General features: G+C 58.0%; 21 protein-coding genes. 16 read left to right on the top strand and 5 right to left on the bottom strand.

Going from position 1 to position 24,478, the window contains the following annotated elements:
• The first annotated feature begins 83 nt into the window (after nucleotides 1–83).
• The 7 genes from Q0932_RS13210 (at nucleotide 84) to Q0932_RS13240 (ending at nucleotide 6,562) form a co-directional block, all read left to right on the top strand.
• Nucleotides 84–968 carry a 5-bromo-4-chloroindolyl phosphate hydrolysis family protein gene (locus Q0932_RS13210; RefSeq protein WP_299353747.1) on the top strand — a complete coding sequence of 295 codons (885 nt, stop codon included), beginning with the start codon at nucleotides 84–86 and terminating at the stop codon, nucleotides 966–968.
• A 19-nt stretch (nucleotides 969–987) separates the two neighbouring features.
• On the top strand, nucleotides 988–2,187 hold the full coding sequence (locus tag Q0932_RS13215) for a toxic anion resistance protein (protein WP_299353749.1): 1,200 nt from the start codon (nucleotides 988–990) through the stop codon (nucleotides 2,185–2,187).
• Between the two features lie 6 nt (nucleotides 2,188–2,193).
• Nucleotides 2,194–3,120, top strand: coding sequence for a DUF2927 domain-containing protein (locus Q0932_RS13220; RefSeq protein ID WP_366141415.1), 927 nt, complete (start codon nucleotides 2,194–2,196; stop codon nucleotides 3,118–3,120).
• 22 nt (nucleotides 3,121–3,142) lie between these two features.
• The gene (locus Q0932_RS13225) at nucleotides 3,143–4,264 is read left to right on the top strand and encodes an SPFH domain-containing protein (protein ID WP_299353752.1); all 1,122 of its coding nucleotides are present in this window, start codon (nucleotides 3,143–3,145) and stop codon (nucleotides 4,262–4,264) included.
• 3 nt (nucleotides 4,265–4,267) lie between these two features.
• Nucleotides 4,268–4,666 carry a Rid family hydrolase gene (locus Q0932_RS13230; RefSeq protein WP_299353755.1) on the top strand — a complete coding sequence of 133 codons (399 nt, stop codon included), beginning with the start codon at nucleotides 4,268–4,270 and terminating at the stop codon, nucleotides 4,664–4,666.
• 107 nt (nucleotides 4,667–4,773) lie between these two features.
• Nucleotides 4,774–5,883 carry a TFIIB-type zinc finger domain-containing protein gene (locus Q0932_RS13235; protein ID WP_299353757.1) on the top strand — a complete coding sequence of 370 codons (1,110 nt, stop codon included), beginning with the start codon at nucleotides 4,774–4,776 and terminating at the stop codon, nucleotides 5,881–5,883.
• A 4-nt stretch (nucleotides 5,884–5,887) separates the two neighbouring features.
• Nucleotides 5,888–6,562, top strand: coding sequence for a nitroreductase (locus Q0932_RS13240; RefSeq protein WP_299353760.1), 675 nt, complete (start codon nucleotides 5,888–5,890; stop codon nucleotides 6,560–6,562).
• Between the two features lie 12 nt (nucleotides 6,563–6,574).
• Here Q0932_RS13240 and Q0932_RS13245 read toward each other — a convergent pair whose 3' ends face one another.
• From Q0932_RS13245 to Q0932_RS13255, 3 genes are all read right to left on the bottom strand, one after another.
• Complete coding sequence (locus Q0932_RS13245) at nucleotides 6,575–7,627, bottom strand: DUF2235 domain-containing protein (RefSeq protein WP_299353763.1); 1,053 nt, start codon at nucleotides 7,625–7,627, stop codon at nucleotides 6,575–6,577.
• Nucleotides 7,608–9,902 carry a xanthine dehydrogenase family protein molybdopterin-binding subunit gene (locus tag Q0932_RS13250; protein WP_299353766.1) on the bottom strand — a complete coding sequence of 765 codons (2,295 nt, stop codon included), beginning with the start codon at nucleotides 9,900–9,902 and terminating at the stop codon, nucleotides 7,608–7,610. Before Q0932_RS13250 ends, Q0932_RS13245 begins: the two co-directional genes overlap by 20 nt.
• Nucleotides 9,903–9,978: 76 nt before the next feature.
• The gene (locus Q0932_RS13255; RefSeq protein WP_299353767.1) at nucleotides 9,979–11,637 is read right to left on the bottom strand and encodes an NAD+ synthase; all 1,659 of its coding nucleotides are present in this window, start codon (nucleotides 11,635–11,637) and stop codon (nucleotides 9,979–9,981) included.
• Nucleotides 11,638–11,795: 158 nt separating this feature from the next.
• Here Q0932_RS13255 and Q0932_RS13260 point away from each other — a divergent pair, with 158 nt between their 5' ends.
• Nucleotides 11,796–13,199, top strand: coding sequence for a 2-isopropylmalate synthase (locus tag Q0932_RS13260; RefSeq protein ID WP_299353770.1), 1,404 nt, complete (start codon nucleotides 11,796–11,798; stop codon nucleotides 13,197–13,199).
• On the opposite strand, the gene Q0932_RS13265 is transcribed toward Q0932_RS13260, so the two are convergent.
• Entirely contained in the window at nucleotides 13,200–13,859 is a 660-nt protein-coding gene (locus Q0932_RS13265; RefSeq protein ID WP_299353773.1) for an SDR family NAD(P)-dependent oxidoreductase, read from the bottom strand.
• Nucleotides 13,860–14,155: 296 nt separating this feature from the next.
• On the opposite strand from Q0932_RS13265, the gene Q0932_RS13270 reads away from it, so the two are divergent.
• The 8 genes from Q0932_RS13270 to Q0932_RS13305 all read left to right on the top strand — a co-directional run bounded on the left by Q0932_RS13270 (nucleotide 14,156) and on the right by Q0932_RS13305 (nucleotide 23,309).
• Nucleotides 14,156–15,730: a 2-isopropylmalate synthase gene (locus Q0932_RS13270; RefSeq protein WP_299353776.1), complete on the top strand. Its 1,575-nt coding sequence runs from the start codon at nucleotides 14,156–14,158 to the stop codon at nucleotides 15,728–15,730.
• A gap of 150 nt (nucleotides 15,731–15,880) precedes the next feature.
• The gene (locus tag Q0932_RS13275; protein WP_299353779.1) at nucleotides 15,881–16,513 is read left to right on the top strand and encodes a TorF family putative porin; all 633 of its coding nucleotides are present in this window, start codon (nucleotides 15,881–15,883) and stop codon (nucleotides 16,511–16,513) included.
• A 186-nt stretch (nucleotides 16,514–16,699) separates the two neighbouring features.
• A complete protein-coding gene (locus Q0932_RS13280; RefSeq protein ID WP_299353782.1) occupies nucleotides 16,700–17,740 on the top strand; it encodes a rod shape-determining protein in 1,041 nt (346 codons plus the stop codon).
• Between the two features lie 65 nt (nucleotides 17,741–17,805).
• On the top strand, nucleotides 17,806–18,696 hold the full coding sequence (mreC, locus tag Q0932_RS13285; RefSeq protein WP_299353784.1) for a rod shape-determining protein MreC: 891 nt from the start codon (nucleotides 17,806–17,808) through the stop codon (nucleotides 18,694–18,696).
• On the top strand, nucleotides 18,689–19,228 hold the full coding sequence (locus Q0932_RS13290) for a rod shape-determining protein MreD (RefSeq protein WP_299353787.1): 540 nt from the start codon (nucleotides 18,689–18,691) through the stop codon (nucleotides 19,226–19,228). Before mreC ends, Q0932_RS13290 begins: the two co-directional genes overlap by 8 nt.
• Nucleotides 19,225–21,171, top strand: a complete 1,947-nt coding sequence (gene mrdA, locus Q0932_RS13295; protein ID WP_299353790.1) for a penicillin-binding protein 2 — start codon at nucleotides 19,225–19,227, stop codon at nucleotides 21,169–21,171. Before Q0932_RS13290 ends, mrdA begins: the two co-directional genes overlap by 4 nt.
• On the top strand, nucleotides 21,168–22,307 hold the full coding sequence (gene rodA / locus Q0932_RS13300) for a rod shape-determining protein RodA (RefSeq protein ID WP_299353793.1): 1,140 nt from the start codon (nucleotides 21,168–21,170) through the stop codon (nucleotides 22,305–22,307). The genes mrdA and rodA overlap by 4 nt, the downstream gene beginning before the upstream one ends.
• Before the next feature lie 72 nt (nucleotides 22,308–22,379).
• The gene (locus Q0932_RS13305) at nucleotides 22,380–23,309 is read left to right on the top strand and encodes a glyoxylate/hydroxypyruvate reductase A (protein ID WP_299353797.1); all 930 of its coding nucleotides are present in this window, start codon (nucleotides 22,380–22,382) and stop codon (nucleotides 23,307–23,309) included.
• Here the strand turns inward: Q0932_RS13305 and Q0932_RS13310 are convergent.
• Nucleotides 23,303–24,475 (bottom strand): benzoate/H(+) symporter BenE family transporter, encoded by a 1,173-nt coding sequence (locus tag Q0932_RS13310; protein ID WP_299353800.1) that lies wholly within the window; start codon nucleotides 24,473–24,475, stop codon nucleotides 23,303–23,305. The genes Q0932_RS13305 and Q0932_RS13310 overlap by 7 nt on opposite strands.
• Between the last annotated feature and the right edge of the window lie 3 nt (nucleotides 24,476–24,478).

A 24,478-nucleotide genomic window follows, 5' to 3' on the forward strand; every position in this document is an offset into this window, starting at 1 on the left:
ATGTCCGGAACCGGTTTGCAGAAACTGGCCTATGGTCTGCTTGTCATACTGATCCTCTATGTGTCCATCGCAGGAGGTGTGTGATGGCTCAGCGCTATGGTGGAAAATTCAGTCCGGACGGATCGCCTGACAAAACGCCTAAAGGCAGTTTTGAGGGCGCGCGCCGCAGTAAGGTTGGTGGCCGGGTCAACCTTCTATTCCTGTTGCCGCTGCCGTTGATCTGGCATGCCTTTGGCAATGGTCCGACACAAATGGTTTTGAACCTAGCGGCCCTTGGCACGCTGTTGCTGGCGGCCTGGATGACCCGCGAAGGATTGCTGGCAGAAGAGGCGTATGAAGCCCGAACCGTGGCACGACGTCCCGCATTTCCACGCAAAATGGCGGGATCGGTTTTGACTGGCATTGGCTTGGCCATTGCAGGCTGGGCCGCCACAGGCGGGATCGCCGCGCCGGCGATCTATGCGGTTGTTGGGACCGTCTTACATGGGCTGGCCTTTGGACTTGATCCGTTGAGCAACAAGGGACTTGAGGGGGTCGACCTACATCAAACCGACCGAGTTGCGCGCGCCGTGGACGAAGCAGAAAATCACCTGACCGCAATGAGTGACGCGATCAAACGCTGCGGCGACAGAGGGCTTGAGGGCCGCGTGGCGCAATTCCAAACCACTGCGAGGCGCCTGTTCCGTACCGTGGAAAACGATCCGCGTGATCTGACTGCGGCCCGCAAATATCTCAGCGTCTATTTGCTGGGTGCAAAGGATGCGACAGTTAAATTTGCCGATATTTTTGAGCGCCGCCGCGACGGTCAGGCGAAAACAGACTACGAGGCACTGCTGGATGATCTCGAGCAGAATTTTGCCGCTCGCACCGAAAAGCTCTTGTTGGATGACAAGAGTGATCTGACAATTGAAATCGAAGTGCTGCGCGAAAGATTGCAGCGCGAAGGCGTCCGTCACGACGCAGGGTAGCCCAAAAGGGGGAAGTTTAATGTCCGACAAAGTACGTCAACAGGCCGAGGCCGTTCTGGCCCAAGTGGATGAAGTCACCGCCGTGGTTCTTCCGGAACCGACCGAAGCCACAGCCATTGTGCCCTTGGCCGAGGCTGACGCGCCACTGAGCGCCGAAATCACAAAGCGCATGGGTGAGTTGGACATGTCCGACACCGGTTCAATCGTGAATTTCGGCTCAGCGGCACAGGCTGAATTGCAGGAAATCAGTCAGGCCATGCTGGCGGACGTGCGCAACAAGGATGTTGGCCCGGCGGGGGACTCCTTGCGCAACATTGTGACCACGATCCGCGGGTTTTCAATCTCGGAACTGGACGTGCGGCGCGAACGGTCTTTCTGGGAGAAACTCTTGGGCCGCGCGGCCCCCTTTGCCAAGTTCACTGCGCGCTACGAGGACGTCCAGGATCAGATCGACAAGATCACGGACAACCTTCTCAAGCACGAGCACACGCTTTTGAAAGACATCAAGTCGCTTGATATTCTTTATGAAAAGACCCTGAATTTCTACGACGAACTGGCCCTCTATATCGCGGCGGGTGAAGCCAAGATCGCTGAAATGGATGCCAAGGACATCCCCGCCAAGGAAGCCGAGGTACAAGCCGCTGAAGAGAAAGATCAGGTCATGAAAGCGCAGGAATTGCGCGACCTGCGCGCCGCGCGAGATGATCTGGAACGCCGCGTGCATGACCTCAAACTCACGCGTCAGGTGACGATGCAATCACTGCCTTCGATCCGTTTGGTTCAGGAAAACGACAAATCTCTGGTCACCAAGATCAACTCGACTCTGGTGAACACTGTACCGCTCTGGGAAACCCAGCTGGCGCAGGCCGTCACCATCCAGCGCAGCGCCGAAGCAGCAGCTGCCGTGCGCGATGCGAATGATCTGACCAATGAATTGCTGACCTCAAACGCTGAGAACCTGCGTCAGTCGAACAAGATGATCCGTGAAGAGATGGAACGTGGCGTGTTCGACATCGAAGCCGTCAAAGCCGCCAATGCCAACTTGATCGGCACGATCGAAGAAAGCCTGCAGATCGCTGACGAGGGCAAAGCCAAGCGCGCAGCCGCCGAAGCCGATCTGAAACAAATGGAAGCCGACCTGCGTGACACGCTGGCCGCCGCTAAGGCCAAAACAACGGGCCTAGGCGATACAGTGGCCACGTCGACCGGCGAGGCCTGATCTGCCTTGAACTTGTTGCGCGCGTCCCTTTTTGGTCTGTTGCTGGCTGCTCTCGCGGCCTGTGACGGACTGTCTCCCGGCGCGAGTGACACCACCAAACCCAAGCCCTCTGTAACACAACCCTCAGGCCAAAGCGCGGCTTTGACGGCCTATTACGCAGATGTTCAACAAGATCTTTTGGCGCGTGGCTTGCTACGTACCGATGGCGGAGGGCCGGACACACCCTATACGCCGGACATGTTAGCGCGAAACTTCGAACAGATTGCGTTTTTTGACGAGTATGTCCGTGGCGCAGGATTGCGAAAATCTTCCGGCGGAGCGGGTCAATTGGGACGCTGGTCCCGCCCAGTGCGCGTTGCGCTGGAATTTGGAAACTCCGTCCCTAATGCACAACGCTCTCAGGATCAGGCCGATGTTTCTGCCTACGTCCAGCGCCTGGCGGGCGTGACAGGGCATTCGATAAGCATGTCGAGCACCCGGGCAAATTTTCACGTTCTGGTCATGGGCGAAGACGACAAGGCCCAACTGGAAACCCGCCTTCGCCAGCTGATCCCGAACGCTGGCAATTCGACCATTCGAGTCTTTACCAACCCACCACGCGACATTCATTGCCTCGTGGCCGCCTTTCCAAGCGGTGGAAACAATAACGACTATGGTCAAGCTGTCGCCTTGGTGCGTTCAGAACACCCTGATCTCTTGCGCAAAACCTGTTATCACGAGGAAATTGCCCAAGGTTTGGGATTGGCCAATGACAGCCCCAATGCACGCCCCTCGATCTTTAACGATGACGATGAATTCGCACTTTTAACGACACACGACGAAGCATTGTTGTCGATGCTGTATGATCCCCGCCTTGCGATTGGTATGACGCTGACCGAAGCCCGACCCGTTATCAATCTTATGGCCCGCGAAAAAGCGGGACGCCTGTACTGACCCCAAAAGGAGACTTAATTCCATGGGTATTTTCGATTTTCTGACCGGTGAATTCATTGACGTCATTCATTGGGTGGACGACACCCGCGACACAATGGTCTGGCGCTTTGAGCGTGAGGGCCACGAGATCAAATATGGCGCCAAACTGACCGTTCGCGAGGGGCAATCCGCCGTCTTCGTCCACGAAGGACAGCTGGCCGATGTTTTCACCCCCGGCCTCTACATGCTCGAGACCAACAACATGCCCGTCCTGACGACGCTCAATCACTGGGATCATGGGTTTAAGTCGCCGTTCAAGTCCGAGATCTACTTCGTCAACACAACCCGGTTCAACGATCTGAAATGGGGCACCAAGAACCCGATCATCTGCCGCGATCCCGAGTTTGGCCCCGTACGCCTGCGCGCCTATGGAACTTACTCGATCCGCGTGACTGATCCAGCGCGTTTCCTGACCGAGATTGTTGGCACGGACGGCGAATTCACAATGGACGAGATCAGTTTCCAAATCCGAAACGTGATCGTGCAAGAGTTCTCACGGGTGATCGCAGGCTCGGGCATTCCGGTTCTCGACATGGCCGCCAACACCGCCGATCTGGGCAAGCTGGTGGCCGCGGAAATCTCTGGGACGATCGCGGCTTATGGCCTGTCGATGCCCGAACTCTACATTGAAAACATTTCGCTGCCCCCGGCTGTCGAAGAAGCCATGGACAAACGCACCTCGATTGGCATCGTGGGCGATCTGGGTAAGTACACGCAGTTCTCCGCCGCCGAAGCCATGACAGCTGCCGCGCAAAACCCCTCAGGAGGCGGTATGGCCGCTGGAATGGGCGCCGGTATGGGGATCGCGATGGCGCAGCAGATGGCCGGCCCCTGGGGCGCCCGCCCTGCCACGACCCCTGCCCCACAAGCCGCCGCTGCACCGCCGCCCCCGCCACCGGTTGAACATGTCTGGCACACGGCAGAAAACGGCCTGACCAAGGGTCCGTTTTCCAAAGCCGCCTTGGGTCGCATGGCCACTTCGGGAGAGCTGACCCGCGAAACCTATGTCTGGACCGCCGGTCAGGACGGCTGGAAACGCGCCGAGGATGTCGCCGAACTGGCGCAACTCTTTACGATCCTGCCGCCGCCTCCGCCTGGCGCCTGACACGTGCGAGACTTAGTTTCCCCGGACTCGCTACGAGAGGCCGTGGCTGCGACCGGTTTCTCTCCGGCGGTCCGTGCGGGTGATTTTTTGTTTCTGACAGGCGCCACTGGGAGTGCCCCAGATGGCAGCATGCCGGACGGAATATCGGAACAATGTCAAAACGCGCTGAGAAAGGTCGTTGAGATCCTGACGGCCACAGGGGTTGGGCCAGAGGCCGTGGTAGAACTGACAAGCTATCACACCGACATTGATGCAGACTTTGAAGCCGTTGATGCGAACTTACGTGCCATCCTGAAGGAACCCTTGCCCGCCTGGACTGCTGTCGAAGTTGCCGGGTTGCGTGGTCCCGGCGCCCGTATCGAGTTTCGCATCGTTGTCCATGCGCCACCTGAATCTCCGTGACCCTCTCGCTCGCGACTTTGCACGGCTCATCTCGACACCAACCATTGCACAAATCCTCTTGTGCCTTCATTTTGGAAAAAATACTCCCGCCGGAGGCCTGAAATCTCATGTCCGCGACACCGCCATCCCCACCTGCACCCGAGGAAACGCACCGCTTTCCCTGCGAGCAATGTGGCGCGGACTATCGGTTTGATCCGGGCAACGCGACACTGATCTGCGATCATTGTGGTCACGCGACGCAGATGCAGTCAGGCAACGCGCCGGTCATTCGAGAGCTGGATTTTCGCAAGGCCCTGAACGACCAGCTTCCCGCGCAGGACATGGAAGAGACACGTGTCACGGCCTGTCCCAACTGTGCGGCCGAGGTGGCATTCGACGCGGCAGCCCACGCCACCGAGTGCCCGTTTTGCGCAACACCCGTGGTGGCCGATACCGGCACGCATCGTCATATCAAGCCACGCGCGGTTTTGCCCTTTGCTCTGCGCGAGCGGGCGGCGCATGACGCAATGTCAAATTGGTTGGGCCGGTTGTGGTTTGCACCTAACGGGCTCAAGGAATATGCCCGCAAGGGGCGTAAAATGTCGGGCATCTACGTGCCCTACTGGACCTATGATGCCGATACCAAAACCCGATACACCGGCCAGCGCGGCACGGTCTACTATGCAACGAAAACGGTGATGGTCGATGGCAAACGCCAACAAAGACAAGTGCAAAAAATCCGTTGGTCGCCAGTCGCCGGTCGCGTGGGCAGGTTCTTTGACGACGTGCTGATTTTGGCCTCACGGGCTTTGCCCAAAAGCTACACGGATGCGCTTGAACCTTGGGACTTGAGCCATTTGCAACCCTACAGTCCAGAGTTTCTCGCCGGTTTTGGAGCCGAGGGTTACACCATTGCGGTGGATGATGGCTATGACGAGGCAAGGAAGGTCATGGATCGTATCATCGAACGCGATGTCCGATTTGACATTGGAGGCGACCGCCAGCAAATCCACCAGATGTCGACCAAGGTCAGCGACGTGACATTCAAGCACATCCTGCTGCCGGTCTGGATGGCTGCCTACAAATACCGCGGCAAAACCTATCGCTTCGTGGTGAACGGACAATCCGGCAAGGTCCAGGGCGAACGCCCCTGGTCGACGTGGAAAATCGTCTTTGCAGTCTTGCTTGGGGCTATTCTCGCAGGCATGATCGGCTTCTTGATCGCGCAAAACCAATAGGCCAATGACCCATCACACCGCTCTACAATCGCTGCTACAGGATCGCTTTTCTTGCCGCGGTTTCAAACCCGACCCGCTTCCGGCGGACACCATCCGCACAATCCTAGGCGATGCGGGCCGCGTGCCGTCTTGGTGCAACGCGCAACCGTGGCAGGTTCATGTCACATCGGGCGCCGGGACCGAGGCGTTTCGCAAAGTGATGCTGGAAGCCTTTGACACCCAAGCGCCCAACACCGACTTTGATCCCCCCAAAGGCTATAGCGGGACCCGAAAAGAGCGTCGCCAGATATGCGGCTTCCAACTTTATGAGGCTGTGGGGATCGCGCGTGGCGATCGCGAGGCCAGGACCGCACAAATGCGCGAGAACTATGCGTTTTTTGGCGCGCCGCATGTTGCCCTAATCACGTCAGCGGCTGAGCTGGGTGCTTACGGCGCCTTGGATTGCGGCGGCTTCATCACCGCCTTTTGCCTTAGCGCGCAAGCCCAGGGCGTCGCCACGATTCCGCAGGCGGCGCTGGCCTACTATGCGGATACCGTACGCGCGCATTTTGAAATTCCGGAAGATCAGCTGGTTCTGGCGGCAATTTCCTTTGGATTCGAAGACACGGCCCATCCGGCCAACGGCTTTCGCACGGGTCGGGCAACGCTGGATGACATGGTGGTTTGGCACGACACCTAGGCTGAGCACCAATCAACTGGCCTGCGAGGCACCTTCTGGGTTCACGACCTGTTCGGCAGTTTCGTGCAGGCTTTCGGACACGTCCTGACCAATCTTGCGCTTCTTGCGAAAGAGGAACAATTTCCCCCAGTTTTGCCAGGTGCCAACGGCGGGCGCGTCAGGGTCCGTGACAAAGCGTGATCGCCAGTCCGGAGGCAGTGACAAGCCACAGCTTTCGGCCTTTTCCAGCATCCAGACCAGAGGAATATTTGAAAGTGGGCGCGCCGCATCAAACCCGCCAAGCTGTCCGCCTATGTCTCCATGCGCTCCGGGGAACCAAACCTGTTCGGCCCGTCCGCCCCACCCTTCGGGGCACTCCCAAAGAACCGGCTCAAAGACTTCGCGGGTTTCATCCAAGGCGAGCGCGTGAAACCCATGTTTGATGGACGCGCCAAGATGGTGGTTGTGAAAGGCATGCCGGTCTTCGGTTAGCCGCCACAACAGGGGCAAGCGCAGCCCCAAGGCTTTGACCGTATCCCAGACACCGATCATTTCGATCTCAATTTCGGGGTGGCAGTGCTCTTGCGCAAAGGCCTGCGCCGCGTCCCCATCGGGATTGGCCTCATACAGCCGATAGACCTGACGCACGTTGCGCTCAGTCGCGCAAGATGCCCGCAACAGGCCAACCCGGTCAATGACGCCAGCCAATGATCGCACCGCAAAGGCGCCGCGAGAATACCCCATCAGGAAAATCCGATCACCGGGGCGATATCGTGAAGCAAGAAACCCATAGGCCCGACGAATTTGCCGGTTCAGGCCCCGCCCCATCATCACGTCCAGTGCAGAGCGCCAACTGGACCATTGAACGCCTGCCTCATAATAGAGCGTCACGCTCCCGTTCATTTCCTGCAACAGGCGATAGGTCAGCCCGGCGTTGGTTTCTTTGCCCGGCTCAAGCGAGGACATCGTACCATCAAGGATGATGACATGGGTTTGCTGCCCACGTCCACGCGTCTTGGTATGGTCTGACCACAACCGGCCACCGAACCATCCAGAGATACGTTTTTTAAGCCCTTTCAGATCCATCCTTCAACATGTCCCAAACTCGAAGCGGTGTGAAAGGCATATCGGCCTGCCGCACGCCCCGCTCCCATAACGCATCTTGCACCGCGTTGGCCGTGGCTGCCATTGCCCCGACCGTCCCAGCCTCGCCACAGCCTTTCATACCCATGATGTTGGCCGTGGATGGCACCGGTTCGGTGTCAAACACATACATAGGCACGTCCGCCGCCCTTGGCATCGCATAATCCATAAACGTTGCCGTGAGCAGTTGGCCGTCTTCATCATACCCCACATGTTCCATCAAGGCTTGGCCGATCCCCTGAGCAATGCCACCGTGGACCTGCCCCTCAGCCAGCATCGGGTTGATAAGATTGCCAAAATCATCAACCACTGTATAGCGATCAACAGTGATTTGGCCAGTTTCTGGGTCCACCTCAACCTCGCATACATGGGCACCATTGGGAAAGGACCGACCCGGCAATGTCATACGTTCCTGATGGGTCAAAAGATCGTGACGCTCGTCAGCACGGGCCATCTCTGCGACCTCCAGAACCGTGGGCGTCTCGTTTGAGCCTTCGGCGCGGAAGCGCTCGTCGTCAAAGCCGATCCCGTCTTCATCAACCCCCAGCTTGTCTGCCAGATAGGGACGGAAGGCCGCCATCATTTTGTCCACGGTCGCAAGCGTGGCGCTGTTTTGCGTAGTGACCGAGCGTGACCCGCCGGTGCCACCACCTTGGGCAATGCGGTCGCTGTCGCCCTGCACCACTTCGATCAGATGGGCGGGAATGCCCGTCTGATCCGACAGGAACTGGGCGTAGACCGTTTCATGCCCCTGACCATTGCTTTGCGTGCCTACGTAGATCGACACCGTGCCATCCTCGTTAAACTCAACCTTTGCGCCTTCGGAAGCATCCCCCAGAATGCTTTCGATATAGTAACACAAGCCCTGCCCCCGCAGTTTGCCTGCCGCCACGCTGGCGGCTTTGCGGGCCGCAAAGCCCGCGTGATCGGCCAGTTTTCCAACGGCTTCCAGAACGCGCGAGAAATCCCCGACGTCATAGGTTTCTCCAGTTGATGCGGCGTAAGGAAAGGCGTCAGGTGCGATGAAATTCTTGCGTCGCAACGCCCAAGGGTCGACGCCAAGCTCACGTGCGGCGCGATCCATCAGGCGTTCAAGGACATAGATCGCCTCGGGGCGCCCTGCCCCACGATAGGCGTCAACCGGTGCGGTGTTGGTAAAGATGCCTTCGACCCGCAGCCAAGTGTTTTGGACGTCATAGACCCCCATCAGAACGCGGCTGAAAAGGCGCGTCTGGATCAACTGCCCGAACTGAGAGTTATAGGCGCCCAGATTGCACTTGGAATGGACACGATAGCCTATGGCCTTGTGGTCCGCATCAAAGGCCATCTCGGCCACCGATGTCAGATCACGGGCACCGTTGTCGCCCAGCATCGCCTCGGTCCGGTCCGACATCCAACGCACAGGGCGCCCCAAATGGCGGGCGGCTTGCGCAACCGAGAACATCTCGGGATGCACCATGCCTTTGAGACCAAAACCACCGCCGACATCAGGATTGGTGACGCGCACCTGTTCGGCGTCCAGCTTGAAGGCGCTGACCAGTTGGTTCTTGGGAACCCAAACCCCTTGGGCATTGACCGCAACATGCAGCCGATCCCCATCCCATTCGGCGTAACAGCCACGGGGTTCCATCGGATTCACGATCACCCGGTTGTCGTCAATCTCAAGAGAGACAACATGCGCGGCCGCGTCAAACACCGCTGAAACTGCGGCCTTATCGCCCATACCCCAATCAAAAGCGCGATTGTCGGGGACATCCGTGTGGATGGCTTCACCGCCCACTTCACGGTCCAGTTTCGCGGGCAGGTCATCGTAATCCAACAGGATCATCTCAACCGCATCGCGCGCCTGATCCAGGGATTCGGCCACCACCAGCGCCACGGGTTCGCCGACAAACCGCAGCTTGTCGCGGGCCAGCATGGCGCGGTTGGGGTTGGCACCTTTACTGCCATCCTGATTGTCGACCGTCACGGCAAACATCGCTGTGTTCATGCCTGCCGCGTCCAGATCGTCGATGGTTAGCACCGCGTGCACCCCGTCGGCCTCTTGCGCGTCGCCGATGTCAAGCTCGGCAATCACCGCATGGGCCACGGGAGACCGCAGGAAAACCCCGTGCAAAGCCTCTGGTGGAGCAATGTCATCGACATAACGCCCCTCCCCCGTCAAAAACCGCAGGTCTTCGACTCGCGTCACCGATTGGCTTTTGCCGAATTTTTCCATGATGGTCCCTCGCGCCTCGCTTTGAACAGAGACTAGGCGCGCAAGGGGACCTGTCCAACCCTTCCGGGTGTCATTTTTAACTTTCGTCGCGGAACCGGTTCACGATGGGATAACGGCGGTCCATCCAAAAGGCCTTTTTCGACAGGCGGGCGCCGGGGGCCGACTGGAACCGCTTGTATTCCGAGATGTAGATCAGATGCTCGACCCGTTTCACAGTGGCGCGGTCGTATCCGGCTGCCACGCAGTCAGCCACGGATTTGTCCTCGTCGACCAGCATGTACAGGATCGCGTCTAACACCTCGTAAGGCGGCAGGCTGTCTTCGTCCTTTTGATCCGGGCGCAGCTCGGCCGAGGGTGGCTTGTCGATGATCGACACAGGAATGACCTCACCCTCAGGCCCCATCATCCAGTCTCGATGCACCGCGTTGCGCCAGCGCGAGGTTTCAAAGACGCGGATCTTGTACATGTCCTTGATCGGATTGTATCCGCCCGCCATGTCTCCATAAATCGTGGCATAGCCCACTGCGACCTCGGATTTGTTGCCCGTGGTCAAAAGCATTTCGCCAAACTTGTTCGAGAGGGCCATCAGCAAGAGGCCGCGCAGCCGCGACTGGATATTTTCCTCGGTCAGCCCAGCCTCGGTGCCCTCGAACAAAGGCGCCAAAGTGTTGGTGATCGCCTGTCGCCCCTCTTTGATCGGGACATAATCGTATCGAACACCCAGTCTCTCTGCGATGTCCTTGGCGTCATCCAGTGACCCTTGCGACGTATATTCCGAAGGCAGCATCACGCAGCGTACATTCTCTGCGCCAAGCGCGTCGACAGCGATCGTCGCCACCAACGCCGAGTCGATGCCCCCAGACAAGCCTAGCAAGACCTTCTTGAACCCAGTTTTACCCATGTAGTCGCGCAAGGCTTCGACGCTGACGCGATAGTCTTGTTCTTCGCCCGCGGGAAGCATGGCTTTCTGCCCATGCTCTGCTCGCCAACCGTCGGCAGTGCGCTCAAAGTCCACATGGACTGTCATCTCATCGAAGACCGGCAGTTGAACCGCCAGCTCACCACCTGGATTCAGCACAAAAGAACCGCCATCAAAGACCTGATCGTCCTGTCCACCAACCATGTTGATATAGACCAGCGGTAGACCGGTTTCGATCACGCGGGCAACCATGTGGTTCATGCGGCGGTCAAATTTGTCTCGGTAATAGGGCGATCCATTGGGCACCAAGAGGATTTCCGCGCCGGTCTCTTCGAGAGTCTCGCAAACGTCCTCGAACCAGGCATCTTCGCAAATCGGCGAGCCCACACGAACATCATTCACGTCATACGGCCCACCAAGCGGGCCATGCGCGAACAGGCGTTCCTCGTCAAAGACGGTGTAATTTGGCAGGTGATGCTTGCGCTGGCGATGTACGATCTTGCCACCACGGCAGATGAAATACGCGTTGTAGAGTGTGCCATCCTCGAACAGCGGTCCCCCAATGGCCAAGGCAGGCCCGTCCGCGCATTCCGCAGCCAGTTTTTCGATCCGCGCCATCGCGGCAAGGTAAAAAGCAGGTTTCAGGATCAAATCTTGTGCGTTGTAGCCTGTGATGAACATCTCAGGCAGCGCAACGAGGTCTGACCCTGCGTCTTTGCCTTCTTGCCAGACTGCGAAAGCCTTGGCAGCGTTGCCTTCCAGGTCACCCATCGTTGGGTTGGCCTGAGCCATTGTCAGTCGGAATCGCTCGGGCATTCTCAGCCTCCTGTCACGTCTTCGCACGAAGATTTAGCAGATGTGCACGAGAGGAAAAGGTCAAACGCCCAAAAGACATTGCCTGCCGCGCGGCCCTGCTTTAGGATTTTGCAAAAGACGTGGCAGCGGCTGGGGTAAACCCTTGGGGATAGAATAAGATGAGCAGAACTCGGGCATTCACTTTCGCATCCATCTTGGCAGCGGGCAGTTTTGCCTTGCCGGTGTTGGCGCAAGAGGGCGAAATTCTCACCAAACAATATGATGATGGTGGTGTTTACGAGGGCACTTTCAAAGGTGGCCTGCAACATGGCACCGGGACCTATCGTCTGCCAAATGGCTACGAATATGTTGGCGACTGGATCGACGGCGAAATCAAGGGCAAGGGCATGGCGCGCTTTCCCAATGGCTCTGTTTATGAAGGCGAGTTCGCCAAGGGCAAGCCCGAAGGGATCGGCAAGATCACCTTTACCGACGGCGGCACCTATGAGGGCGAATGGGCTGACGGCAAAATCACCGGCAACGGCGTTGCGATCTATGCCAATGGTGTGCGGTTCGAAGGCAGCTTTATGAATGCCATGCACAACGGCAAGGGCGTGATGACCAGCCCCGGCGGCTATATCTACAGCGGCGATTGGGTCAACGGTGTCAAAGAGGGCATGGGCGAAATCACCTATCCTGACGGCGCCACCTATCTTGGCGATATTGTTGCAGGGGAACGTGATGGTCAGGGCACCCTGACCATGCGCGATGGCCTTGTGTACGAGGGGCTATGGCGCGCGGGTCAGATCGAAGGCACTGGCAAGCTGACTCAGCCCAACGGCGATGTCTATGAAGGCGAGTTGGCCGGCGGTCAGCGTCAAGGTCAGGGCAGTGTGATTTACGCCAACGGCGACGTCTACGAAGGGGCCTTTGAGGCCGATAAACGCCACGGCCAAGGATCCTTCCGAGGTGCCGACGGATATGACTATGTTGGCGGTTGGGTTGCGGGGCGCATCGAAGGCGAAGGCACCGTGACCTATCCCGATGGGTCTGTCTACGTCGGCCAGTTCCGTGATGATCTTGCAGATGGGATCGGCAAAATCACCTACCCCGACGGCTCGTCATACGAAGGAGCCTGGGTCGCAGGCGTGATCGAAGGATCGGGGAAAGCCATTTACGCTAACGGCTTGGTTTATGACGGAGAATTCCTGAACGCCAAGAACCACGGTTTTGGCATCATGACCTATGAAGACGGCTATCGATACGAAGGCAACTGGGTCAACGGCCAACGCGAAGGCATGGGAACGGCCTCTTATCCGGATGGCACTGAGTACAAAGGCCAGTTCGCAAACGGTCAGCGCGAAGGCATTGGCGAAATCGTCATGCCAGACGGGTTCACCTATGCAGGCGAATGGCAAGCTGGCGAGATCAGCGGCAGCGGCGTGGCAACATACGCCAATGGCGACATCTACGAAGGCATGTTCAAAGCGGGTAAGCGTCAAGGCGAAGGCACCATGCGCTATGCCACAGGCCAGGAGGCCACAGGCAACTGGCAAAACGGAGCGCTGGCCAACGACGGGTAGTCACCAAGGCAGCTGAGTGCCGTCCCAGTTGTAAAACTGGCCGGTGTCGGCAGGGCTTAGCCCATTCAAAACCTTCAAGAGATTGGCCGCGCTTGTTTCAGGCGCGGTTTTCTTATGCGCCGGATAGTTTTGTGTGAACGCCGTATCGACCGTACCTGGATGTAACGCTACGCAAATTGACTGTCGATGGCTGCGTGCCAACTCGATCGCGCCTGTACGGATGATCTGGTTCAAGGCCGCCTTGGACGCGCGATAGGAATACCAGCCGCCCAGACGATTGTCGCCAATCGAACCGACCTTGGCCGAGATTGCCGCAAAGACACAGTGCGCATCCCGCCGCAACAAACGTGGCGCAAGGCGCAATACCATTGCAGGCCCAATCGTATTGACCGCAAACTGAGCCGTCAGTTCCTCGGACGTAAGTTCTGACAAGGATTTCTCCGGGCGCGCCGTGGTGACACTCAGCGCACCGCTGGCCACCAGAATGCCATCGAAACCGGTCGACAACTCTGACAGAACCGTTTCGATGGTCTCAGGGGCGTGGAAATCCAACCCGCTGGATCGGGACAGGGCTGTAACCTGAGCACCAGCGTCCTCCAGCTTTGAGCGCAACGCGGCGCCTATTCCGCCGCTTGCACCGATCAGCAATACGTTCTTCATAGGTACGCTAGATAGGCCACGTTGAGGCGAGGACCAGTGTCTGAGCCCCCCTTTTGTTTACCGACAGATGCAAAAGAGAACGCGGCTTTTGCACTTTTCATTTCGTTTTGGGCATGTATTAATCGCTCTCATGATGACCAAGGCCCATATCGCAGCACCCGCACAGCGCACCCGCGCTGCGATTCTGGCCGACCTTCTCCTACTAGCCCGCCTCTGAGCGTGCCGGTCTTTGGCGCGACCGCTCAGAGGATGCCGCTTCGCGCCTAGGCTTCTGGAGAAATAAGAGAGATTTCAAAATGACTACGACTAGCAAACAAGACCGCGTCTTGATTTTTGACACGACATTGCGCGACGGCGAGCAAAGCCCCGGCGCCACGATGACCCACGAAGAAAAGCTCGAAATTGCTGAGATGCTGGACGAAATGGGTGTCGATATCATCGAAGCAGGTTTCCCGATTGCCTCGGAAGGTGATTTTCGCGCTGTAAGCGAAATTGCGACCCGCTCTAAGAACAGCCGCATTTGTGGTTTGGCCCGTGCCAACTTCGCCGACATTGACCGCTGTTGGGAGGCGATCAAACACGCTGAAAAGAGCCGCATCCATACGTTCATCGGAACGTCCGAGCTGCACCGCGCCATCCCAAACCTCACCATGGATGAGATGGCCGACAAGATCCACGAGACCGTCACCCACGCGCGCAATTTGTGTGAAAACGTGCAGTGGTCACCGATGGACGCCACCCGGACCGAGTGGGATTACCTGTGCCGTGTGGTCGAGATCGCAATCAAAGCTGGCGCCACAACGATCAATATCCCTGATACTGTGGGCTACACTGCGCCGGTCGAAAGTGCTGATTTGATCCGCAATCTGATCGAAACTGTACCGGGCGCCGATGAAGTGGTGTTTGCCACCCATTGTCACAATGATCTTGGGATGGCGACTGCGAACTCTTTGGCGGCCGTAGCCGGAGGTGCGCGCCAGATCGAATGCACCATCAATGGACTTGGTGAACGCGCGGGCAACACAGCACTGGAAGAAGTGGTGATGGCGTTGAAAGTACGCAACGACATCATGCCCTGGACGACAGATATCGACACCACAAAGCTGATGGCCATCTCGCGCCGGGTGGCCACCGTGTCGGGCTTTCCTGTGCAATTCAACAAAGCCATCGTTGGCAAGAACGCCTTTGCTCATGAGAGCGGCATTCACCAGGATGGCATGCTGAAAAACAAAGAGACATTCGAGATCATGCGCCCCGAAGACGTGGGCCTCTCGGGAACGTCATTGCCATTGGGCAAACACTCGGGCCGGGCCGCCTTGCGTGACAAGCTGGAGCATCTGGGCTTTGACATTGGCGACAACCAGTTGAAAGACGTCTTTGTCCGCTTCAAAGACCTCGCAGATCGTAAGAAAGAGGTCTTCGACGACGACATCATTGCCCTCGTGCGCACAGGTGGCGACACGGAGAATGATCATCTGAAACTGGTGACCTTGCGCGTCGCATGCGGCACCGGTGGCCCTGCGGAGGCAACTATGGTCATGTCGGTCGACGGCGAAAACAAAACCGCTATTTGTCAGGGGGACGGCCCCGTAGATGCGGCCTTCAAGGCGGTGCGCGAAGTGCACCCCAATGACGCGCATTTGCAGCTTTATCAGGTGCACGCAGTCACCGAAGGTACTGATGCCCAAGCCACCGTTTCGGTGCGTCTTGAGGAAGATGGCAACATCGCCACCGGTCAATCGGCTGATACAGACACGGTTGTTGCCTCGGCCAAAGCCTATATTCACGCGTTGAACCGCTTGATTGTGCGGCGTGGCAAAATGGGCGAAGGCGTCGATACGCGGGAAATTTCGTATCGCGACGTCACCTGACATTCTAAGGGATATGACCGGAAGAGGCCGCCCATTTGGGTGGCCTCTTTCGTTTTACAGGGGCCAAACAACAAACCTAAATCTATGATCCTGTGGACAAAAACTACATTCTAGGCAAAGCTGGACTCACAATTGATCACGGAATGCCAAATGGCCAACCTCATCTCAAAGCTCGGATTTGCCGCCGCCGTGATTTCAACCGCGACGCTTGCGTCGGCGCAAGACGTCAACTGGTCTTGGGGTATCGATTTCACGTCGAACTACGTCTTCGCCGGCGTCACGCAAAGTGATGACAAGCCCGCGATCCAGCCGTGGTTCGAGGTCGAAAGCCGCGGATTTTACTTTAGTTTCTGGGGGTCAACTGTCGATCTGGGCCCCGACGATTGGGAGCTTGACTACTACCTCGGATATCGCAGTACCACCGGCTATGACCTTAATTGGGATGTCAGCGTGGCGCGATATACCTATGACTCCACCGGATATTGCTGCAGCGAAGTTCGTCTCGACTTGTCCTATCCAATTGCCGATCGCGGTGTGATCGGGGGATTTCTCGGCGTGGATCCCGACACTGGTGACGTTCATCGGTATCTGGATGGATCCTATAATATCTCTAACAAGATTACGGCTTTGGGACGCTACGGAGCTTCTGACAGTTTGGGCACCGAGTATTGGCAACTGGGTGCAAGCTACGTTCTCAGTGACCGCGTTTCCGCCGATCTGCGCTATCACGGTGCCAATGTCGGAGACGCTGGACTGGTCTTCAATCTGAGCCTTGGTTTCTGAATTTACGGCTTTAAGAAACCAAGCGTCACAGATGTGACGGGGTACCATGCAAAAAAACCGGCGAAATCGCGCTGATATGAAGGGATTGAGGTCTTTCGTAATGGGGGGAGGCCGACTATAAGAAAGCCCGGTCTGCACCCGGGGAGTCGCAGGCCCTTTTTGAATTTCTGCGGGAACTTTACATTTATGCTGGGAAATCTGGGCAGCCTGTTTACTTCTGACATGGCAATCGACCTCGGGACGGCCAACACGCTGGTCTACGTCAAAGGCAAGGGCGTGATCCTGTCGGAACCTTCTGTGGTCGCGTATCACGTCAAAGATGGCGTCAAAAAAGTGCTGGCCGTGGGCGAAGACGCAAAGCTGATGCTTGGTCGGACGCCGGGGTCAATCGAAGCCATTCGCCCGATGCGCGATGGTGTGATTGCAGACTTCGACACAGCCGAAGAGATGATCAAGCACTTCATCCGCAAGGTTCACAAACGCTCGACCTTTTCCAAGCCCAAGATCATCGTCTGTGTGCCGCATGGCGCAACGCCGGTTGAAAAGCGCGCCATTCGCCAGTCGGTTCTTTCGGCAGGTGCGCGCCGCGCGGGCCTGATCGCCGAGCCCATTGCTGCCGCGATTGGCGCTGGCATGCCCATCACCGACCCAACCGGCAACATGGTCGTGGACATCGGCGGCGGAACCACAGAGGTTGCTGTTCTTTCGCTGGGCGACATTGTCTATGCCCGTTCGGTCCGCGTTGGTGGAGACCGTATGGACGAAGCGATCATCAACTATCTGCGCCGTCAGCAGAACCTGTTGGTCGGCGAGAGCACTGCAGAGCGCATCAAAACCTCGATCGGCACCGCCCGCATGCCCGACGACGGCCGCGGCCAGTCGATGCAGATCCGTGGCCGTGACCTGTTGAACGGTGTCCCGAAAGAAACCGAGATTTCGCAAGCCCAGGTGGCCGAAGCTCTCGCGGAACCCGTCCAGCAGATTTGCGAGGCCGTGATGACCGCGCTGGAAGCAACGCCGCCCGATCTGGCCGCAGACATCGTGGATCGCGGCGTCATGCTGACCGGTGGCGGAGCGCTGCTGGGGGATCTGGATCTTGCCCTTCGCGAACAGACTGGTCTTGCCGTTTCGATTGCAGATGAAAGCCTGAACTGCGTTGCGATGGGTACGGGCAAAGCATTGGAATACGAAAAGCAGCTGCGTCACGCGATCGACTACGACAGCTGATCCCGATTTGACGCATGGGTTAAGCCCATGCCAGTCTCGGGCTGATGACCTGAACAGGGGATGACGTGGCCAAGGACCGCAGCCAAGGCGAAGACTATATCGGCCCGCTGAAACGGCTTCTGCTGGCAGTCCTATTGCTATGCCTGTTTGCCATCTTTCTGGTTTGGCGCATCGACAGTCCGCGCGTGGAACGGTTCCGCGCACAGGTCGTCGATCAAGTTGTTCCCTCAATGGATTGGGCGATGGCGCCGGTCACTGGCGCGATCAATCTGGTGCGGGATTTCCAAAGTTACCAGCGTATTGCTGCGCAAAACAAAGAGTTGCGGCGAGAGCTGCAGCAGATGAAGGCGTGGAAAGAGGCAGCCCTTCAGTTGGAACAGGAAAATGCGCGACTATTGGACTTAAACAATGTGCGGCTTGACCCGCGTCTGACCTTTGTCACTGGCGTGGTTCTGGCCGACAGCGGCTCGCCTTTCCGTCAGTCTGTCTTACTGAATATCGGCGCCCGTGATGGCATTGTGGATGGCTGGGCGGCGATGGACGGGATCGGTCTGGTTGGCCGGATATCCGGCGTTGGTAAATCTTCGTCCCGCGTGATCCTGCTCTCAGACAGTTCCAGCCGCATTCCGGTGATCATACAGCCCTCGGGACAATCGGCCATTGTGGCGGGTGACAACACCATCGCGCCCTATATCGATTTTCTTGCGAATCCTGAGCACGTGCGCCCCGGAGACCGCGTGATTTCGTCCGGGGATGGCGGAGTATTTCCAAGTGGGTTGCTTGTGGGGCAAGTGGCGGCTGATCCGGGTGGCCGTTTGCGTGTGCGCTTGGCCGCAGACTATGGGCGTCTGGAATTCCTGCGCGTGCTGCGCGATCATGGCATGGAACAAATTGAACAACCCGGTGGCGTAATTTCCGCGGAAGAGGCTGAAGTGCAGGAGGGCAGCGATGGCTGACGCTGCGATCTCGGGCAAATGGCGCATGCGCTTCTGGTTTGTGTTGCTGATCTTTGTTCTGCTTTTTCTGCAGCTCTTGCCTCTGCAAACCGTTCCACGCAGTTGGGCTGGGCCGGACCTGATCGTGCTTTTCACGGTTGCCTGGTCTGTTCGCCGCCCCGAGTATGTGCCCACCCTTCTTGTGGCAGGACTGACCTTGCTGGTGGACTTGATACTGCTACGCCCGCCCGGAGTCATGGCAGCGATCATGATTCTGGCGCGGCAAACGTTAAAAGGACAAGAACGGGGATTGCGGGATTCAACATTCATGGCGGAATGGCTTGTTGCCACTTTGGCTCTGGCGACGATCGCTTTGACCAACCGTGTGTTCCTATCGGTGTTTTTGGTGGATCAGGCGCCTCTGGGCATGAGCCTGACGGAATTGGCAATGAACGTGATCACCTATCCGTTCGTGGCTTTGGTATCTTACACTGTGTTTGGGCTGCGCAAGGTCAGCCCCGGTGAAACAGATGCAATCGCAGGTGCCACATGAAGCGCCCCAAGGTGGATTCGAGTGAATTTCAGGCTAAAGTCAGCCGCCGCGCCTTGTTGCTTGGCGGTGTACAGCTGGGATTCATGGGTCTTCTTGGGTTGCGAATGCGCCAGTTGCAAGTCGAACAGGCCGATCAGTACCGGCTGTTGGCCGAAGAAAACCGGATCAACATTCGCCTGATCCCCCCAGCCCGGGGCGAGATCTTTGACCGCAACGGCATCACTTTGGCCCGTAATCAGCCGTCGTATCGCATCAACATCGTTCGTGAAGATGCCGGAGATATCGACGATGTTGTTCATCGCCTGTCGTCGTTGGTTACCCTCGAAGATGAGGACATCACCCGCGCATTGGCCGAGATGAAGCGCTCAGCGCCATTTTTGCCGGTGACTTTCGCGGATCACGTGAGCTGGGAAGAGGTCAGCCGGGTCGCGGTCAATGCCCCTGCCCTGCCCGGTGTGACACCCGAGGTCGGCTTGTCGCGCCAATACCCGATGGGCAAGGATTTTGCGCATGTTGTGGGCTATGTCGGCCCAGTCAGCGACTATGATCTTTCCAAGATCGAGAACCCTGATCCATTGCTGCGCATTCCCCGTTTCCAGATCGGCAAAGTCGGGATTGAGGCAAAGCACGAAGCCGAATTGCGCGGCTCAGCTGGCACCAAGCGTGTCGAGGTCAACTCGGTCGGGCGCGTGATGCGAGAGTTGGACCGTCAAGAAGGTTTGCAAGGTCAGGACCTGCAGCTGACTATTGACCAAAAGCTGCAATCGTACATTCAGGCGCGGCTGGGTGAGGAAAGTGCCGCAGCGATTGTGATGGATTGCCAGAATGGCGATCTCTTGGCCGTCTGTTCAGCGCCCACTTTCGATCCCAACCAGTTCGTGACCGGAATATCTGTCGCGAACTATCAAGAGCTGACGGACAACAAGTATCGGCCCTTGGCGGCCAAATCCGTACAGGGCACTTATCCTCCGGGGTCAACGTTCAAGATGATCACTGCCCTTGCTGCTCTGGAAGACGGCCTGATCTCATCGGAAGACACTGTCTGGTGCCCCGGCCATCTGGAAGTCTCGGATCGCAAGTTCCATTGTTGGAAACGCGCAGGCCACGGCCACATGAACCTCAACAAGGCGCTGCGCGAAAGCTGCGATGTCTATTTTTACGAACTGGCGCTGGAACTGGGCATCGACCGAATTTCGGCAATGTCGGAAAAGCTGGGCCTTGGTCATCGCCACGACCTGCCGCTATCTGGCATCGCCAGTGGGCTGAACCCCACTCGGGAATGGAAGGAACAGGTGCGCGGGCAAAACTGGGTGCCGGGTGACACCGTCAATGTCTCAATTGGACAGGGGTTTGTGCTGGCCTCCCCCCTGCAACTGGCGGTGATGACCGCGCGATTGGCCTCAGGTAAGTCGCTGGATCCGCGCGTCGTCAAATCCGTGAACGGGGTTGAGACCCCGCGGGTCGATGCCCCGTCGCTGGGATTGAACGAAAACAACCTGCGCCAGGTCAGGCGTGCCATGTTCGACGTGTCGAACAATCGCCGGGGCACGGCCTATGGCAGCCGGATCATCGACGATGCCGCCCGCCTTGCTGGCAAGACAGGAACCAGCCAGGTCCGCAACATCACGGCTGCAGAACGGGCGGCCGGTGTGACACGCAATGAGGATCTGCCTTGGGAACGTCGCGACCACGCCCTGTTTGTAAACTTTGCCCCTATGGAAGACCCGAAGATCGCGGTTGCCGTGGTGGTCGAACACGGCGGCGGCGGTTCAAAAGCAGCCGCCCCCATCGCGCGCGACATCACCCTTCAGGCGCTGTTTGACGGCGATCCACCGCTTGAAGCCTATCCCAGTCGAGATCGCCGCAAAATCAAGGAACAGCAGGATCGATTGCGCGTCCTGATGCCCGACCGGGACGGCAATCGCGGGGATGCCCGCACATGAGTTATCTAGAGTATACCGTCAAATCCGTGCCAACCGGCCCGCGCAAGGTGCTCTACCTGAACTGGCCATTGATCCTGTTGCTGTCGGCAGTGGCGGGCGTTGGTTTCATGATGCTCTATTCAGTCGCCGGAGGTGGTTTCAGCCCTTGGGCAGAACCGCAGATCAAGCGCTTTGTCATGGGGCTGGGCTTGATGATGGTTGTGGCCCTGATCCCGATCTGGTTCTGGCGCAGCATCTCAAGTGGGGCGTATTTAGGTACGATCCTTTTGCTGGTTCTGGTAGAGGTCATGGGCAGTGTCGGGATGGGGGCTCAGCGATGGATCGACCTTGGTTTCATGCGCCTGCAGCCTTCAGAGTTGATGAAAATCACGCTCGTGATGGCGTTGGCAGCTTACTATGACTGGCTATCGCCAGACCGGGTGTCGCGCCCGCTTTGGGTTTTGCTGCCGGTGCTGGCGATCCTGTTGCCAACCGCCTTGGTTCTGCGCCAACCCGATCTTGGCACATCGCTTTTGCTGATCATGGGCGGCGCGATGGTCATGTTTATGGCGGGTGTTCACTGGGGGTACTTTGCCGCCGTGACGACGCTGGGTGTTGGCCTGATTACAGCGGTCTTTCAGTCGCGCGGAACCACATGGCAATTGCTCAAAGACTATCAGTACCGCCGTATTGATACTTTCCTTGATCCTGCCAGTGACCCCTTGGGCGCCGGCTATCACATCACGCAGTCCAAGATCGCCTTGGGGTCCGGCGGATGGACGGGACGTGGCTTTATGCAAGGCACACAGTCACGGCTAAACTTTTTGCCCGAAAAGCATACCGATTTTATCTTTACGACTTTGGCGGAAGAGTTTGGCTTTCTGGGCGGCATCTCATTGTTGGGGCTTTATGCGCTGATCATCGTGTTCTCCATCACCGCCGCTTTGGTCAACCGCGACAGGTTCTCGTCACTCCTGATCCTAGGGATCGCAGCGACCTTCTTCCTGTTCTTTGCGGTCAATATGTCGATGGTCATGGGATTGGCGCCTGTGGTCGGGGTGCCCCTGCCCTTGGTCAGCTATGGCGGCTCTGCCATGTTGGTTCTGATGGTGGCCTTTGGGTTGATCCAAAGCGCCCATGTGCATCGGCCCCGTTAACCGGGCTTGCCCAGCGCTGTGATCTGTGGCCTGACTGTCGCAATTCGCAGGTGACGTCTCAGAGGAAATTAGATGATCAACGTTCTATTTGCCGCCCGCCCCGAGCGTTGGACCACTTACGAGGCCCCGCTGAAGGCTGCGTTTCAGGAACTGGCGCTTGAGGTTAACTTGCGCACTGATTTGGCGCCGCAAGAGGTGGATTACATCGTCTATGCGCCCAACAGTGAGGTGCAGGATTTCGGACCCTACACAGACTGCAAGGCGGTATTGAACCTGTGGGCCGGTGTGGAAGCCATTACCGGCAACCAAACTCTGACCCAGCCTTTGGCCCGCATGGTGGACTATGGATTGACCCAAGGCATGATCGAATGGGTCACAGGGCATGTTCTGCGTCACCATCTGGGTATGGACCTGCACATTACCGGGCAAGACGGAGACTGGCGCACATTTGTCCCGCCCCTAGCCGAAGATCGCCGCGTGACGATCCTGGGATTGGGCGAACTGGGCATGGCCTGTGCAAACGCCCTCGCAGGGCTGGGGTTCCCGGTGACAGGCTGGAGCCGTTCTGCGAAAACCGCCGAAGGGATAACATGCCTGAACGGACCTGGTGGGTTAACAGAGGCATTGGCGACCGCCGACATTCTTGTGTTGTTGCTGCCCAACACACCCGCGACCACCAACATCTTAAACCATGAGACCTTGTCACAGCTTCCCAAAGGCGCGGTGATCATCAACCCCGGTCGCGGTCAGTTGATCGACGATGATGCCTTGCTGACGGCGTTGGACTGCGGACAGGTCGGCCATGCCACGCTGGACGTGTTTCGTGTCGAACCTTTGCCCAAGGACCACCCCTATTGGGCCCATCCAAACGTGACGGTGACGCCGCATATCGCCAGTGAAACCCGGCCGGTATCAGCCAGCCGCGTGATCGCGCAAAACATTCGTCGCTGCGAAGATGGAGAGCCTCTTTTGTATCTGGTCGACCGGGCCGCCGGCTACTGAGACCACGCGCGCTTGGCCATCCAGATTGTTGCCCCGATCACAACGCCCCAAAAGGCACCGCTCACGCCAAACAGGCTCATGCCGCTGGCGGTAATGAGGAAAGTCATCGCAGGCGCCTCGGTTTGAGCGGGATCGTTGAACGCGGCTGAAATGGCAGCGACCAGCGCAGGGATCAACGCCAAACCCGCCACGGCCGTGATCAGATCCGCGGGCGCAACGCTGGCAAGCGCGGTCACCGCGGCGGCTGCAAAGGCAAAGCCGACGTAAACCACTCCCGAAACGATTGCAGCCCAATAGCGGCCCTTGGGATCTGCGCCGGCGTCATCTCCGGCCATCATTGCAGCGGTTATCGCGGACATGTTGACGGGTACGGACCCAAAAGGCGCAATCAGCAAACTGGCCAACCCGGTTTGACGCAGCGCCGACTGGCGATTGACGGCGTAGCCGTTTAACTCAAGGACCGAAAAGCCCGGAATGTTCTGACCAGCCATTGTCACGAGATACAGCGGAATGGCGATAGAGATCACGGATTGCACGGAAAAGACCGGGGCAATCCATGTCATCTCGGGCAAGAAACGTGCGGCTTCGGTCTCGGCAACCTGCGGCACCTCAACGCCAAAGATCATCACGCCAAGAAAGGCGACGACGGCCAGCGGCATTGCAGCAAGGCGGTTCCACGTCAGGCCAATAACCCATGCGATGATGACCGGAATCACCAGTTTCGGCGCGCTGCCCAAGCCCAGGGCTGGCGCCAAACACAGTTTCAGGATCACCCCTGCCAAGAGGGCATTGGCCACGGGTTTTGGGATCGCTGCAACAACACGCCCTAGCGCAGGGATCACGCCTGTCAGGGCGATCAACAGCGCGCAGGCGATCATCGCCCCGACCGCTTCGGCAAAGCCTCCGGGCAAAGTGGCAGAAGCGGCCAGAAACGCAGCGCCAGGCGTGGACCATGCCACTGCCGCCGGCGTCCGTGTGATGGCCGGCAGCCAGATGCTGCAAAACCCCATGCCAAGTGTCGCAAAGAACAAGCCGGTTGCGGCTTGTGACTGGCTGGCCCCCATCGCTGTAAGACCCGCCAGAACAATTGCAAAGGACGCCGCGTAGCCGACAAAGGCCGCCAAGGCACCGATATAGATCGCCCGAAGAGATATGTCCTGAAACATCCC

The sequence above is a fragment of the uncultured Shimia sp. genome (assembly GCF_947498095.1).
In the GTDB taxonomy this organism is placed as follows: domain Bacteria; phylum Pseudomonadota; class Alphaproteobacteria; order Rhodobacterales; family Rhodobacteraceae; genus Shimia.